The organism is Xanthobacter sp. NM-59 (genome assembly GCF_021401125.1).
Classification (GTDB): Bacteria; Pseudomonadota; Alphaproteobacteria; order Rhizobiales; family Xanthobacteraceae; genus Xanthobacter.
Genome location: NZ_JACBFQ010000003.1, coordinates 106030 through 120153 on the forward strand (window position 1 = coordinate 106030; position 14124 = coordinate 120153).

10 protein-coding genes are annotated in these 14124 nt (G+C 69.1%); 4 read left to right on the plus strand and 6 right to left on the minus strand.

Going from position 1 to position 14124, the window contains the following annotated elements; translation table 11 throughout:
• Nucleotides 1-5 precede the first annotated feature (5 nt).
• The 6 genes from L0966_RS08320 to L0966_RS08345 all read right to left on the minus strand — a co-directional run bounded on the left by L0966_RS08320 (nucleotide 6) and on the right by L0966_RS08345 (nucleotide 8020).
• Nucleotides 6-728 carry a response regulator gene (locus L0966_RS08320; protein ID WP_234051431.1) on the minus strand — a complete coding sequence of 241 codons (723 nt, stop codon included), beginning with the start codon at nucleotides 726-728 and terminating at the stop codon, nucleotides 6-8.
• A complete protein-coding gene (locus tag L0966_RS08325; protein WP_234051433.1) occupies nucleotides 725-3454 on the minus strand; it encodes a sensor histidine kinase KdpD in 2730 nt (909 codons plus the stop codon). The genes L0966_RS08320 and L0966_RS08325 overlap by 4 nt, the downstream gene beginning before the upstream one ends.
• Nucleotides 3455-3572: 118 nt before the next feature.
• Entirely contained in the window at nucleotides 3573-4163 is a 591-nt protein-coding gene (gene kdpC / locus L0966_RS08330; RefSeq protein ID WP_234051435.1) for a potassium-transporting ATPase subunit KdpC, read from the minus strand.
• A gap of 13 nt (nucleotides 4164-4176) precedes the next feature.
• Nucleotides 4177-6219 (minus strand): potassium-transporting ATPase subunit KdpB, encoded by a 2043-nt coding sequence (gene kdpB, locus L0966_RS08335; protein WP_234051436.1) that lies wholly within the window; start codon nucleotides 6217-6219, stop codon nucleotides 4177-4179.
• An 8-nt stretch (nucleotides 6220-6227) separates the two neighbouring features.
• The gene (gene kdpA / locus L0966_RS08340) at nucleotides 6228-7919 is read right to left on the minus strand and encodes a potassium-transporting ATPase subunit KdpA (protein ID WP_234051437.1); all 1692 of its coding nucleotides are present in this window, start codon (nucleotides 7917-7919) and stop codon (nucleotides 6228-6230) included.
• A gap of 11 nt (nucleotides 7920-7930) precedes the next feature.
• Nucleotides 7931-8020 (minus strand): potassium-transporting ATPase subunit F, encoded by a 90-nt coding sequence (locus tag L0966_RS08345; protein ID WP_234051438.1) that lies wholly within the window; start codon nucleotides 8018-8020, stop codon nucleotides 7931-7933.
• A 447-nt stretch (nucleotides 8021-8467) separates the two neighbouring features.
• Between L0966_RS08345 and L0966_RS08350 the strand changes: the two genes are divergently transcribed.
• The 4 genes from L0966_RS08350 (at nucleotide 8468) to L0966_RS08365 (ending at nucleotide 14011) form a co-directional block, all read left to right on the plus strand.
• Nucleotides 8468-10165 carry a methyl-accepting chemotaxis protein gene (locus L0966_RS08350; protein WP_234051439.1) on the plus strand — a complete coding sequence of 566 codons (1698 nt, stop codon included), beginning with the start codon at nucleotides 8468-8470 and terminating at the stop codon, nucleotides 10163-10165.
• 140 nt (nucleotides 10166-10305) lie between these two features.
• Nucleotides 10306-11328, plus strand: a complete 1023-nt coding sequence (locus tag L0966_RS08355) for an LLM class flavin-dependent oxidoreductase (RefSeq protein ID WP_234051440.1) — start codon at nucleotides 10306-10308, stop codon at nucleotides 11326-11328.
• A 142-nt stretch (nucleotides 11329-11470) separates the two neighbouring features.
• Nucleotides 11471-11944, plus strand: a complete 474-nt coding sequence (gene ybaK / locus L0966_RS08360) for a Cys-tRNA(Pro) deacylase (RefSeq protein WP_234051441.1) — start codon at nucleotides 11471-11473, stop codon at nucleotides 11942-11944.
• Between the two features lie 294 nt (nucleotides 11945-12238).
• Nucleotides 12239-14011, plus strand: coding sequence for a methanol/ethanol family PQQ-dependent dehydrogenase (locus tag L0966_RS08365; protein WP_234051677.1), 1773 nt, complete (start codon nucleotides 12239-12241; stop codon nucleotides 14009-14011).
• Nucleotides 14012-14124 lie beyond the last annotated feature (113 nt).

Consider the following 14124-nt stretch of genomic DNA (forward strand, 5'->3'; position numbering starts at 1 on the left):
CCCGCTCATGTCCCCTGCAGCCGATAACCCACGCCGGGCTCGGTGATGATGAAGCGCGGATTGGTGGCGTCATCCCCCAGCTTGTCACGGATATGGCCGACGGCGATGCGCAGATAGTGGGTGTCGTCCGCGTGGGCGGGACCCCACACCGTGGACAGGAACTGGCGGTGGGCGATGAGCCGCCCGGGATGGCGCGCCAGCAGCGCCAGCACGTCGAATTCCTTGCGGGTCAGCCTCACCTCGCGCCCCTCCAGCCGCACCGTCCGGCTGGCGAAGTTGACGCTCAAGGGCCCGATCACCTGCTCGGGCGGCTCGCTGGGCCGATCGAGGCGGTTGCGCAGAAGCGCGCGCAGGCGCGCCAGAAGCTCACCGGTGGAAAAGGGCTTGGTGACGTAGTCATCAGCCCCGGCGTCGAGGGCAGCGATCTTCTCGGCCTCGCCGTCGCGCACGGACAGGACCAGGATCGGCACCCGTGACCAGCCGCGAATGGCCGCGATCACCTCCTTGCCGTCCATGTCCGGCAAGCCGAGGTCGAGCACCACGCAATCGGGCGCGGAGGTGGCCGCAAGCTCGATCCCCTGGCGCCCACGCTCAGCCTCCAGCATGTCGTGGCCACCGCTCGCCAGCGCGATCCGCAGGAAGCGGCGGATGGGTGCGTCGTCCTCGATCACCAGAATGCGGGTGGCTGGGCTCGTGGCTGGGCTCGTGGCTGGGCTCGCTTGGGTCATGCGCCGTCATCCAAGGGGGACTGCGGGGCGAGCGGCAGCCGGAGCGTGATGGCCGCCCCGCGCCCGCCCGGTCCCGCCTCCGCCTTCACCTGTCCGCCGTGAGCTTCCACAAGCCCCCGCACGATGGCAAGGCCCAGCCCCGTGCCCGCCGGCCGCGCATCGCCCTGGGTAACGCGGTGGAAGAGATCAAAGACCTTCTCCCGCTCGCCCTCTGGAATGCCGGGCCCCTCATCGGCCACGGTGACGACCGCATCGCGGCCCTCGGCGCGTGCAGAGAGAAGGATGGAGGTGCCCGGCGCGGCATATTTCGCAGCGTTTTCGAGCACATTGGTGAGCGCCTGGCCGATCAGCACCGGATCCACATCCAGCATCGGCAGATCACGCGGGATACTGACCACGACCGTGTGGGCCGCGAGCACCCGCGCCAGATCCGTGCGCACGCGCCCCACGATCTCCCCGAGCTCCACCGGTGCGCGCTTGGGGCTGAGGGCGCCGTGGCCGAGGCGGGTCATGTCGAGAAGGTTCTGCACATAGCGGTCGAGCCGCCGCGCCTCGTCCAAGGCGGTGAGGATGAGCTCCCGCCGGTCGGCCGGGCCGATGCTGCCATCGTCATTCTCCGCCAGGGTGGAGACGGTGCCGATAACGGTGGCCAGCGGCGTGCGCAGGTCGTGGCTCACCGAATTGAGCAGCGCCCCGCGCAGCCGCTCGCTCTCGGCCGAAACCCGCGCATCCGCCAGCTCCCCGGCGAGGCGGACCCGCTCGATGGCCACCGCCACTTGGTCTTCCACCGCCAGCAGCAGGCGCCGGGTTTCCGGATCCAGGCCGCGTCCACGGTCGCGGAACCGCACCCCGATCGCACCCAGGGGCCGCTCACCCGCCGCCAGCGGCACGAACAGCCACGCGCTCATGGGCAGGGTGGCGGTGCCCGAGCCCGCCGGCTGGTTCTTCTCGAACGCCCAGCGCGCCGCCGCCTCCGCGCCCGCGTCGAGATCCTCGATGGTGGGATGGCCCTGCACCTGCTGCAGGGTCCCCTCCGCATCGGGCATCAGGATGAGGGACTGACAGTCCAGCGTCGCGGCGATGTGGTAGGCGCCGGCCCAGAGCACGTCGTCGGCATTGCCGGCGGAGGCGATCTTGCGGGCGAAATCGTAGAGGGTCTGCGTGCGCCGCTGGGTGGCGCGCATGGTTTCCACCTGCGCCTTCAGCCGGCCGGCGAGGCTGCCCGTGAACACCGCCCCCACCAGGAACACCAGAATCGAGACCACGTCCTCCGGATTGCTCACTGAAAGGGTGTAATAGGGCTCGGTATAAAAGAAATTGTAGGCCACGGAGCCGAGGACCGTGGCCACCAGCGAGGCGCCCAGCCCGTGCCGGGCCCCCACCACCAGCACGGCGGTGAGATAGATCGCCGAGATCGCCCCGCCCGGCAGCGCATCCCACAGGCCAATGGGCCACGCGATGAGACTGGCGAGGGCGATGGCCGCCACCGCGGCCACATAGCCCCGCCATTCCGGCTTGAGATGGCGGGCGTGGGCCAGGGGCCGCCGCCCCGGTCGCCCGTGGGCCGTGACCAGGGTGACCTCGAAATCGGTCGCCGCATCCAGCAGGCGGTCGGCCACCCGCTCACGGAACAGGCCCGCCAGCCCTTGCCGCCAGAAGCCGCGCGAACGCGCGCGCCCCATGACGACGCGGGAAACGTTGCGCCCCCGGGCGTAGCGCAGCAGCTCGGCAACCACGTCGGATTCCGCGTGGAGCGTCACCGTCTCCGCGCCCAGGGTTTCGGCCAGATGCAGCGCCTCGCGGGTGGCGGCGCGCGCCTCGGGCGGCATGGCCTCGTGGCGCGGGGTGACCACGGTGGCGACGATCCAGGGGATCCTCGCGCGCTCGGCCATGCGCTTTCCGGCCCGAACCAGGGCCTTGGCCACCGGCGCCTCGTTGACGCAAACCAGCAGGCGCTCCTGGGTCGGCCAGGGCCCCTTCACCGCATTGGCCTGCATGTAGGCCAGCATGTCGGCATCCACCCGGCTCGCCGCCGTGCGCAATGCGAGCTCGCGCAGCGCCGTCAGGTTGCCCTTGGAGAAGAAGTTCTCCAGCGCCCGCCCCACCTGCTGCGGCACATAGACCTTGCCCGCCTTGAGCCGCTTGATGAGCTCCTCCGGCGGCAGGTCAATGAGCTCGATCACGTCCGCCCGCTGGAGCACATGATCAGGCACCGTCTCCGCCACCTTCACGCCGGTGATGCGGGCGACGATGTCGTTGAGGCTCTCGATATGCTGGATGTTCAGGGTCGTCGTCACGTCGATGCCCGCGTCGAGCACCTCCAGCACATCCTGCCAGCGTTTGAGATGGCGCGATCCCGGCGCGTTGGTGTGGGCGAACTCGTCGATGAGGGCGAGCTGCGGGTGGCGGGCGAGCAGGGCGTCAAGATCAAGCTCGCTCAAGCTTTGCCCGCGATACGCCACCGGCCGCCGCGGCAATTGCTCCAGGGTGCCGAGAAGACCGGCGGTGTCGGCGCGGCCGTGGGTTTCCACCAGGGCCGCGACCACGTCTTCCCCCGCCTGCTGGCGCGCGCGGGCCTCCTCGATCATGGCGAAGGTCTTGCCCACGCCCGGCGCGGCCCCAAGGAAGATCTTCAGCCGCCCGGGCGCACCCCGGCCGCGGGCCTCGGTGCGGGCCTCCTCCAGAAAGGCCTCGGGTGCCGGGCGCTCATCGGCTGTGCTCACCATGAAACCGTGGCCCCGTGTGCTGCACCACCTCCGTGTGCCCCAGCGACACGGAAGTGGATTATCATTTTGTTTATACGCGTGTTTTTCACGTGAACCTGCTCCCCCCCCCGGAAGCGCCCTATGGCTTCAGCGCGTCGAGAGCAAGGTTGAGCGCCAGGACATTGACCCGCGGCTCACCCAGCAAGCCGAGAGCCCGCCCCATGGTATTGCGGCGGACGAGCGTGCGCACCTGGGCTTCATCGATCCCCCGGGCCCGAGCGACCCGCATCACCTGGAACGCGGCCGCCGCCGGCGTGATGTCGGGATCGAGCCCGGAGGCCGAGCCGGTCACCAGATCGGCGGGAACGGGGCCCCCGCCCAGCGCCGCCACCCGCGCCTTCACCGCCTCCGCGAGCGCGGCCGAGCTGGGACCGAGGTTGGAGCCCGAGGAGCTCGCGGCATTGTACGGGCTCTCCAGGCTCTTCGCGGGGTCCAGCGGATCGGGAGCGGTGGTGGCTGAGGGGCGGCCATGGAAATAGCGCTCCGACGTGAACGACTGGCCCACGAGGCGCGACCCCACTATCCGGCCGCCGGCTTCCACCACCGAGCCATTGGCGGCGCGCGGAAACGCCGCCTGCGCGAGGCCCGTGACAGCGAGCGGATAGGCCAGGCCGGTGAGTGCCGTGAACAGCAGCAGCAGGACCAAAGCGGGGCGAGCATAAGTGTTCATGTCTGTTCTCCGCTCACGCGAGATGCAGCAGGTCGACGAGAAGGTCGATCGCCTTGATGCCGAGGAAGGGCACAGCAAGCCCTCCGATGCCATAGACGAGCAGGTTGCGCCCCAGCAGCGTGGCGGCGGGCGCCGGCCGGTAGCGCACGCCCTTCAGCGCGATGGGGATGAGCGCGACGATGACGAGCGCATTGAAGATGATGGCGGACAGGATGGCGGACTGGGGCGAGCCGAGCCCCATCACGTCCAGCGCCGCAAGGCCCGGATAGGCAGCCACGAACAGCGCCGGCAGGATGGCGAAATACTTCGCCACGTCGTTCGCCACCGAAAAGGTGGTGAGCGCCCCGCGCGAGATGAGCATCTGCTTGCCCACCATCACGATCTCGATGAGCTTGGTGGGATCGCTGTCGAGGTCGATGAGGTTGCCGGCCTCCTTGGCGGCAGGCGTGCCGGAGTTCATGGCCACCCCCACGTCGGCCTGGGCGAGGGCGGGCGCGTCATTGGAGCCGTCGCCGCACATGGCGACGAGGCGGCCTTCCGCCTGCTCGCGGCGGATCAGCTCCAGCTTCTTTTCCGGCGTCGCCTCCGCCAGGAAGTCGTCCACGCCGGCCTCGGCGGCGATGGCGGCGGCGGTCAGCGGGTTGTCGCCGGTGATCATCACCGTGCGGATGCCCATGCGCCGCAGCTCGGCGAAGCGCGCGCGGATGCCCGGCTTCACCACGTCCTTGAGGTGGATGACACCCAGCACCCGCGTGTCGCGGGCCACCACCAGCGGCGTGCCGCCCGAAGAGCCGATGCGCTTCACGATCTGGTCCACCGCCGGATGCAAGGCGGCGCCCGTGAAGGCGGCCATGGCGTCCGAGGCGCCCTTGCGGATCACCGCGCCGCCCTTCAGGTCCACCCCCGACATGCGGGTGTGGGCGCTGAAGGGCACGAACTCCGCCGCCTCCGCCCCGCCGGCATCGAGGCTGAAGCGCCGGCCGGCGAGATCGACGATGGACTTGCCCTCGGGCGTCTCATCGGCGAGCGAGGCGAGGAGCGCGGCCTCCGCCAACTCCCGCTCGCTGACGCCGGGGGCCGGCTCGAAGGCGTCCGCCATGCGGTTGCCGAAAGTGATGGTGCCGGTCTTGTCCAGCAGCAGCACATCAATGTCTCCCGCCGCTTCCACGGCGCGGCCGGACTTGGCGATGACATTGGCCTTCACCAGCCGGTCCATGCCGGCAATGCCGATGGCCGAGATGAGCCCGCCAATGGTGGTGGGGATGAGGGTGACGAACAGCGCCACCAGATAGACCAGCGGAATCTGCGTGCCCGACCACGATGCGAAGGCCGGCAGCGTCACCACCACCAGCAGGAACACCAGGGTGAGCCCCGCCAGCAAAATGTCGAGGGCGATCTCGTTGGGCGTCTTCTGCCGCTTTGCCCCTTCCACCAGGGCGATCATGCGATCGAGGAACGTCTCGCCGGGCCGGGCGGTGACGCGCACCACCAGCCAGTCGGACACAAGCCGCGTGCCGCCCGTGAGCGAGCAGCGGTCGCCGCCGGATTCGCGGATCACCGGCGCGCTCTCGCCGGTGATGGCGCTTTCGTCCACGCTGGCGACACCCTCCACCACCTCGCCATCGGTGGGGACGATGTCGCCCGCCTCCACCAGGATGAAGGCACCCGCCTCCACCCTCTCAATGTCCTTTTCAGTGATGGCGGAGCGGTCCGCCGGATCGGCGAGCACCTTGGCCCGCGCCGCGGATCTGGTGGCGCGGAAGGCGTCGGCCCGGGCCTTGCCCCGCCCCTCCGCGACCGCCTCGGCGAAGTTGGCGAACAGCACCGTGAACCACAGCCCAACCGTGATCTGGAGGCCAATGGCGAAGGCCGGCCCGCCGCGCAGCCCCTCGCGCGCCACCAGGATGGTCGCGACGAGGCTGACAAGCGCGGTGGAGAAGATGACCGGATTGCGCGCCAGCGCGCGCGGATCCAGCTTGCGAAAGGCGTGGCCCATGGCCGGCAGGATGATGCGCGGCGCGAACAGGCCGAGCTCGGCGGGAGAATGCTTGCTCATGTGGGGCCTCAAAAGGTTCTGCCCGCCAGCAGCGACACCTGCTCGGCGATGGGGCCGAGGGCGAGGACTGGCAGGAAGGTGAGCGCGCCGATGATGAGGATGGTGGCGAGGAGAAGCGCCACGAACAGCGCGCCATGGGTCGGGAAGGTGCCTGCCGTGGCCGCCGCCGTCTTCTTGGCGGCGAGGCTGCCGGCGATGGCGAGGATGGGAATGATGTATCCGAACCGCCCCAGCATCATGGCGATGCCGAGGAAGGTGTCATGCCAGGCGGTGTTCGCGGAGAAGCCCGCGAATGCCGAGCCGTTGTTGCCTGTGGCCGAGGAATAGGCATAGAGCAGCTCGGAAAGGCCGTGGGGGCCGGCATCCTGCACGCTGGCCGCGGCGGTGCCCGCGGCGATGGAGAGCGCCGCCAGCACCAGCACGCCAAGGGGCATGACGAGGAGCGTCAGGGCCGCGAGCTTGATCTCGCGGGCCTCGATCTTCTTGCCCAGATATTCCGGCGTGCGCCCCACCATCAGGCCGGCCAGGAACACGGTGAGGATGACGAACAGCAGCATGCCCGTGAGCCCCACGCCCGCCCCGCCGAACACCACCTCGCCCAGCTGCATGTTGAGCATGGCCACCAGCCCGCCCAGCGAGGTGAAGCTGTCATGCATCGCGTTCACCGAGCCATTGGACGCGGCGGTGGTGGCCGCCGCCCACAGGGACGAGCCGAGCACGCCGAAGCGCACCTCCTTGCCCTCCATGTTGCCCGCGCCGGCGATGACGAGCCCCGCCTGTTGCGGATTGCCGGCCGCCTCGGCCGCGTAGATGGCGGCGAAGCCGGCCACGAACAGCAGCGCCATGGCGGCAAACAGCGCGCGCCCCTGCCTGCGATCGCCCACCATGCGGCCATAGGTGAAGCAGAACGCCGCCGGCAGCGCCAGGATGGCGAGGGTGGAGAGGAAGTTGGTGATGGCGTCGGGGTTCTCCAGCGGGTGGGCGGAATTCACATTGAAGAAGCCGCCGCCATTGGTGCCGAGCTGCTTGATGGCCACCTGGCTCGCCACCGGACCAAGGGCGATGGTCTGCCGTGCCCCTTCCAGCGTGGTGGCATCGAACGCGGCGGCAAGGGTCTGCGGCATGCCGAACGCCACGAAGACCAGGGCGAGCAGAACGGCCCCCGGCATCAGCACATAGAGGGTCGCGCGCACCAGATCGGCCCAGAAGTTGCCGATCGTCCGCGCCTGGCGCGCCGCGAACCCGCGCGCCACCGCCGCCGCCACCGCCATGCCAGTGGCCGCGGACAGGAAGTTTTGGGTGGTGAGGCCCGCCATCTGGCTGAAATTGGAGAGCGTGGTTTCGCCCCCATAGGCTTGCCAGTTGGTGTTGGTCACGAACGAGATGGCCGTGTTGAAGGCGAGCGGCGCGGCCAGCCCCTCGAAGCCCTGCGGATTGAGGGGCAGGTAGCCCTGCAGCACCAGGATGGTGAACAGGAGCGCGAAGCCGGCTCCATTGAAGGCCAGAAGCGCGAGCGCATAACCGGTCCAGCGCTGGCTCTCCACGGTTCCGGCGCCCGCCGCGCCGAGCAGCGCCCGCTCCACCGGCGCCAGGAATCGGACCTTGTCCGTAAACACTGCCGCCATGTAGGCGCCGAGCGGAAGGGCGATGGCCGTCAGCACCGCCAGGTAAAGGGCGAATTGGATGAGATCGCTGGTCATGCCCATCCCCATCAGAACAGTTCCGGGCGCAGCAGCGCCACGAGCAGGTAGACGAACAGCGCGGCGGCAGCGCCCAGGCCGAGCACGAGATCAAAAGGCATCGCCGCCGCCTTACAACCGGTCCGCAGCCAGGACAGCGGCGGAGCAGAGCGCGAAGAGGGCCAGCCCGCCGGTGAAATAAATGAATGCTTCCATGATGATGGCTCCATTGCCGATGCTGCTGGAGCTACCCCCCGCCCGCATAAAGGCGATAGGTGGAAACGCGCCGGATGCGTAACGCGGGCGTAAAGCGGCCGCCCGGGGCGCCGCCCGGACCTGGAGAGGCGCCCCGACATGCGCGCGCCGGCCGGCGATGGGGTATTTCACGGACTTCCTGCGACCCCGCCGTTCCGTTAGGCTCCGCGCCCGCGCAGCTTGTGGACGACGGGTGTTGCCGGGGTGGATTCGGTTTCCCGCCGCCAAGGGGCGCTGCATGGTGTTGCGGCGAGGGGCCGTGACACCATCATGGGGCGGTTCACGGCCGGCTTCGGCGGGCCTGGGGGGATGGAATGTCTTTCAAGAACTTGTCGCTGACGGGCAAGGTCGTCAGCCTTCTCTTGCTGCTGGCCGTGCTGTCGTTCGGCGCGATCCTCTACGCATCGTCCCAGATGACGGCCATCAACGCCGTCGGCACGAACATCATTGAGGGACCGGCACCCGCCATCGCCAATCTCGCGCGCTCCAACCGGCTGCTGCGACAGGTGGAAATCGGCATCTACCGCCTGCTCGTGGGCCAGACGCCGGAGGAGGACGCCGCCGCCAACCGGCTCATCGAGCAGGTGCTGAAGGACTACAAGACCCGCACCGACCTCATCAAAGCGGAAGCTCCCGCCTTCGCACCGGACATGGAGCGGGTGGTCGAGCGCGTGAAGCAGACCATGGACGGGGACTGCGGCGAGGTCATGCGCGCCGCCGCCGCCGCCCGCTCCGCCGAGGACATCGCCCGTGTCGGCCAGGTGATGCGCACCACCTGCTCGCCCAAGATCGACGACCTCGCCAATTCCACCACCGGCATCAACAAGCGCCTCACCGCCGCGATGGAAGCGGAGAACGCGGCTGCCACCGCCCTCGCCAACCGCACCGCCTGGATGGTGACGGTGGGCATGGGCCTCGGCACCCTGCTGGTGGTGCTGCTGGCGGTGCTCATCACCCGGCGCTTCATCGTCGCGCCCGTCACCGATTCCATGAATGTCATGTCCGCGCTGGGCCACGGGAACCTGGACGTGGAGGTGCCCCACGCCGATCGCCACGACGAGGTCGGCGCCATCGCCAAGTCCCTCGTCGGCCTGCGCGGCCAGCTGCAGGAGGCGGCCCGCATGCGCGCCGCCCAGGCCGAGGCGGAGGAGAAGTCCAAGGCGCAGATCCTTCGCCGCAGCAAGCTGGCCGAGGAATTCGTCACCCACATGCAGCAACTGGTGGCCGGCTTCGTGCACTCCTCCGGCGACGTGGCGACGGCGGCGCGGAACCTGTCCGCCACTGCCGAGGAAACCTCGCGCCAGGCCCAGGCCGTGGCGGCGGCCTCCGAGGAGGCGTCCACCAATGTGCAGACGGTGGCTTCCGCCTCGGAAGAGATGGCGGCCTCGGTGCGCGAGATCAACGGGCAGGTGGCCCACTCCGCCAGCGTCGCCGACATGGCGTTCACCGAGGCGGAGACCTCCAACGCCCATATCGGCAATCTGGCCAAGGCCGCCGTCGACATTGGCGAGGTGCTGGACCTCATCCGGGAAATCGCCGCCCAGACCAACCTGCTGGCCCTGAACGCCACCATCGAGGCCGCGCGCGCCGGGGATGCCGGCAAGGGCTTCGCGGTGGTGGCCACCGAGGTGAAGCAACTGGCCGACCAGACCGCCAAGGCCACCGACGAGATCGCCTCCAAGATCCGCGAGATCCGCGAAGCGACCGACAGCACGGTGACGTCCATGGCCGAGATCATGCGCGTCATCACCACCATCAAGGAAACCGCCACCGCCATCGCCGGCGCGATGGAGCAGCAGGGGGTGGCAACCTCGGAGATCGCCCAGAACTGCCAGCAGGCAGCCGCCGGCACCAGCGAGGTGGCGCAGAACATCACCGGCGTCGGTCAGGCGGCGGAAACCACCGGCTCCTCCTCCGCCGAACTGCTGGGCCTGTCCAACGGACTGTCCACTCAGGCCAGCGACCTGCGCAATGTGGTCGACGCCTTCGTGAAGGATCTCGCCGCCGCCTGAGAAGGCCCGCGCCCGCGGGAAGGCCACCCAGGCGAGACGGGCCAGGGCAACACGATATCGGCATCGCTTGCCGCCCGCGGGTGCATTTTCCCGCGGGCCGGCGTAGCCTGCGCGCCCCTCCCCCTTCGCGCGGACGCATCGTGAAGAAGATCGGCTTCCTCTCATTCGGGCACTGGACGCCCTCCCCCCACTCGCAGACGCGCTCGGCCTCGGATGCGCTGCTGCAATCCATCGAGCTGGCGGTGGCGGCGGAGGAGCTGGGGGCGGACGGCGCCTATTTCCGCGTCCACCACTTCGCCCGGCAGCTGGCCTCCCCGTTCCCGCTCCTGGCGGCGGTGGGCGCGCGCACCCGGCGCATCGAGATCGGCACCGCCGTCATCGACATGCGCTATGAAAACCCGCTCTACATGGCCGAGGACGCGGGCGCGGCCGACCTCATCGCCGGCGGCCGACTCCAGCTCGGCATCAGCCGCGGCTCGCCGGAGCAGGTGATCGACGGCTGGCGCTATTTCGGCTACGCGCCGGCGGAGGGCGAGAACGCCTCCGACATGGCCCGGCGCCACACCCAGGTGTTCCTCGAAATGCTGCGCGGCAAGGGCTTCGCCGAGCCCAACCCGCGCCCCATGTTCCCCAACCCGCCGGGCCTGCTGGGCCTGGAACCCCATTCGGAAGGGCTGCTGGAACGCATCTGGTGGGGCGCCGGCTCCAACGCCACGGCCGAATGGGCCGCCCGCATCGGGATGAACCTGCAGAGCTCCACCCTCAAGGACGACGAAGGCGGCCTGCCCTTCCATGTGCAGCAGGCCAGCCAGATCCGCGCCTATCGCGCCGCCTGGAAGGAGGCCGGCCACAGCCGCGAGCCCCGCGTCTCCGTCAGCCGCAGCATCTTTGCTCTGGTGGACGACCGCGACCGCGCCTATTTCGGCGGCGGCGGCCAGGAGCAGGACCAGGTGGGCTTCATCGACGAGCGGACCCGCGCCATCTTCGGCCGCGGCTATGCCGCCGCGCCCGACGTGCTGGTGAAGCAACTGGCGGAGGATGAGGCCATCGCCGAGGCGGATACCCTGCTGCTGACGGTGCCCAACCAGCTCGGCGTCGACTACAACGCCCATGTCATCGAGATGATCCTGAAGCACGTGGCGCCGGCCCTCGGCTGGCGCTGAACCGCTTGCGCGGGCGCGCCTGCGGGCAATAGATTGTTCCGGTGTCTCACGGACACGCCGAAACAGTCCGTCCTCTTGCTTTTACGCGTTTCCTTCACGCGAACCGGTTCCCGCTTCGCTCGGCAACGCTCTCGACAAGGCCATGTCCAAGGCGACCCGCGCAACCAAGATGCTGGAACAGGCGAAAGTCGCCTTCACCCTGCACACCTATGATTACGATCCCGATGCCGAGCGCATCGGGCTGCAGGCGGCCGAGGCCATCGGCGAGGCGCCCGAGCGGGTTTTGAAAACCCTGATGGCCCTGGTGGATGGCCGCCCCGCCTGCGTGATCGTGCCTTCCGACCGCGAAGTCTCCATGAAGAAGCTGGCGGCGGCCTTCGGCGGCAAGTCGGCGCAGATGATGAAGCCGGCCGAGGCCGAGCGGATCGCCGGCTACAAGGTGGGTGGCATCAGCCCCTTCGGCCAGATGCGCCCGCCGCGGGTGGTGATGGAGGAACAGGCCCTGGCCCACCCCCATGTCTTCATCAATGGCGGGCAGCGCGGGCTCCAGGTGCGCCTAGACCCCCGCGATGCGGTGCGGGTCCTCAACGCCACCGTCGCCACCGTGGTGGCCTGATCCGGGCGCGGAACCGCCCAGGCTCCGTTACGTGATATTGCGCGCCCGCCCGCCGGGCGCCACAGTCGGGCCTCGACACTGCGCCGCAAGGGCCAGCGCTCCCCGTGGGACAGCCTCATGGGCCGACAGCCCTGGCGACGCTCAAGCGAACCCACCCGTCGCCGGGCGAAAGCCGGAGCCGGTGGCATGACACTGAAAGCCGCGCGCTCAAGACGCGGCAATCGGGAGGATGAGGCCATTTTCCGGAGACTGCGTTCTCAGCGCCGGCTGGCGCTGGCAGCCATTGCCATCGCCATGCCGCTCGCCGGCGGCGCCCACGCCAATGACGACGTGCTGGAGCGGACCGCCGAAGGGCGGGAGCAGGTGCTGCAAACCCTTGATTACGCCAACACGCGCTATTCGCCGCTGGCGCAGATCGATGCCGGCAATGTCGGCCGGCTGAAGGTGGCCTGGACCTTTTCCACCGGCGTGCTGCGCGGCCATGAGGGCGCGCCCCTCATCGTCGACGGCGTCATGTATGTGCACACGCCCTTCCCCAACGTGGTCTATGCCCTCGATCTGGACCATGACGGCCGCATCCTGTGGAAATACGAGCCGCGGCAATCCCGCGAGGTGGCCGGCGTCATGTGCTGCGACCTCGTCTATCGCGGCCTGGCCTATGCCCAGGGCATGGTGTTCCTGCATCAGGCCGACACGACCATCGTCGCCCTCGACGCCCGCACCGGCGCAAAAAGGTGGTCGGCCGTGAATGGCGACCCGAAGATGGGCGAATCCAACACCGCCACCGTCATGCCGGTGAAAGACAAGCTGATTGTCGGCATCGCCGGAGCGGAGTTCGGCGCGCGCGGCCACCTCACCGCCTACAGCCTGAAGGATGGCAAGCGCCTGTGGCGCGCCTATTCCACCGGGCCCGACCAAGACATGCTGGTGGACCCGGAAAAAACCACGGAGCTGGGCCGCCCCATCGGCAAGGATTCTTCCCTCAAGACCTGGGAGAGCGACCAGTGGAAGACCGGAGGCGGCGCCACCTGGGGCTGGTTCGCCTACGACCCGAAGCTGAACCTCATCTATTACGGCACCGCGAACCCTTCCACTTGGAACCCCACCCAGCGGCCGGGCGACAATAAATGGAGCCAGTCCATCTTCGCCCGCGACGCGGATACGGGCATGGCGCGATGGGTCTACCAGATGACGCCCCACGACCAGTGGGACTATGACGGCGTCAACGAGATGATCCTCACCGACCAGCCGGTGGATGGAAAGCCCACGCCCCTCCTCACCCATTTCGACCGCAACGGCTTCGCCTACACCCTGAACCGCGAGACCGGCGCCCTGCTGCGGGCGGAGAAGTACGACACCGCGGTGAACTGGGCCTCGCGCATCGACCTGGACAAAGCGAGCCCCACCTATGGCCGCCCGCAGGTGAACGAGGCCTATTCCACCCAGGCGCGGGGCGAGGACGAGACCTATTCCGGCATCTGCCCCGCCGCCCTCGGCACCAAGAACCAGCAGCCCGCGGCCTATTCCCCGAAAACCCGGCTCTTCTACGTGCCGACCAGCCATATGTGCATGGATTACGAGCCGTTCCACGTGGACTACACCGCCGGCCAGCCTTATGTCGGCGCCACCCTCTCAATGTATCCCGCGCCCGGCGGCGATGGACGCACCGGCGCCTTCATCGCCTGGGACGATGCGAAAGGGGCGCCCGCATGGTCCAATCCGGAGCTGTTCTCGGTCTGGTCGGGTGCGCTCGCCACCGCCGGCGACGTGGTCTTCTACGGCACGCTGGAAGGCTATCTGAAGGCCGTGGATGCGCGCACGGGCAAGGAGCTCTACCGCTTCAAGACCCCTTCCGGCATCGTCGGCAACGTCACCACTTACATGTATAAGGGCCGGCAATATATCGCGGTGCTGTCCGGTGTGGGCGGCTGGGCCGGCATCGGCCTTGCCGCCGGGCTGACCGATCCGGATGACGGCTCGGGCGCCAACGAGGCCTATGCGGCGCTCAACAGCTACACCGCGCTGGGCGGCCAGCTCACGGTGTTCGCCCTGCCCGATGGCGAGTGAGCCGCCCTGCGGGCTGGACACTCCAGACACCTTGGCAGACCCGCCAGCCATGCACTAACACAGGGGAGCAGGCACACAGGCCGGGCGCACAAGGGCGCGCCCGGGGCGCGGGG

Excerpts from the sequence above, each read along its gene's own strand:
- L0966_RS08320 (WP_234051431.1), bottom strand. The coding sequence starts at position 728 with ATGACCCAAGCGAGCCCAGCCACGAGCCCAGCCACGAGCCCAGCCACC.
- L0966_RS08325 (WP_234051433.1), bottom strand. The coding sequence starts at position 3,454 with ATGGTGAGCACAGCCGATGAGCGCCCGGCACCCGAGGCCTTTCTGGAG.
- kdpC (WP_234051435.1), bottom strand. The coding sequence starts at position 4,163 with ATGAACACTTATGCTCGCCCCGCTTTGGTCCTGCTGCTGCTGTTCACG.
- kdpB (WP_234051436.1), bottom strand. The coding sequence starts at position 6,219 with ATGAGCAAGCATTCTCCCGCCGAGCTCGGCCTGTTCGCGCCGCGCATC.
- kdpA (WP_234051437.1), bottom strand. The coding sequence starts at position 7,919 with ATGACCAGCGATCTCATCCAATTCGCCCTTTACCTGGCGGTGCTGACG.
- L0966_RS08345 (WP_234051438.1), bottom strand. The coding sequence starts at position 8,020 with ATGCCTTTTGATCTCGTGCTCGGCCTGGGCGCTGCCGCCGCGCTGTTC.
- L0966_RS08350 (WP_234051439.1), top strand. The coding sequence starts at position 8,468 with ATGTCTTTCAAGAACTTGTCGCTGACGGGCAAGGTCGTCAGCCTTCTC.
- ybaK (WP_234051441.1), top strand. The coding sequence starts at position 11,471 with ATGTCCAAGGCGACCCGCGCAACCAAGATGCTGGAACAGGCGAAAGTC.
- L0966_RS08365 (WP_234051677.1), top strand. The coding sequence starts at position 12,239 with ATGCCGCTCGCCGGCGGCGCCCACGCCAATGACGACGTGCTGGAGCGG.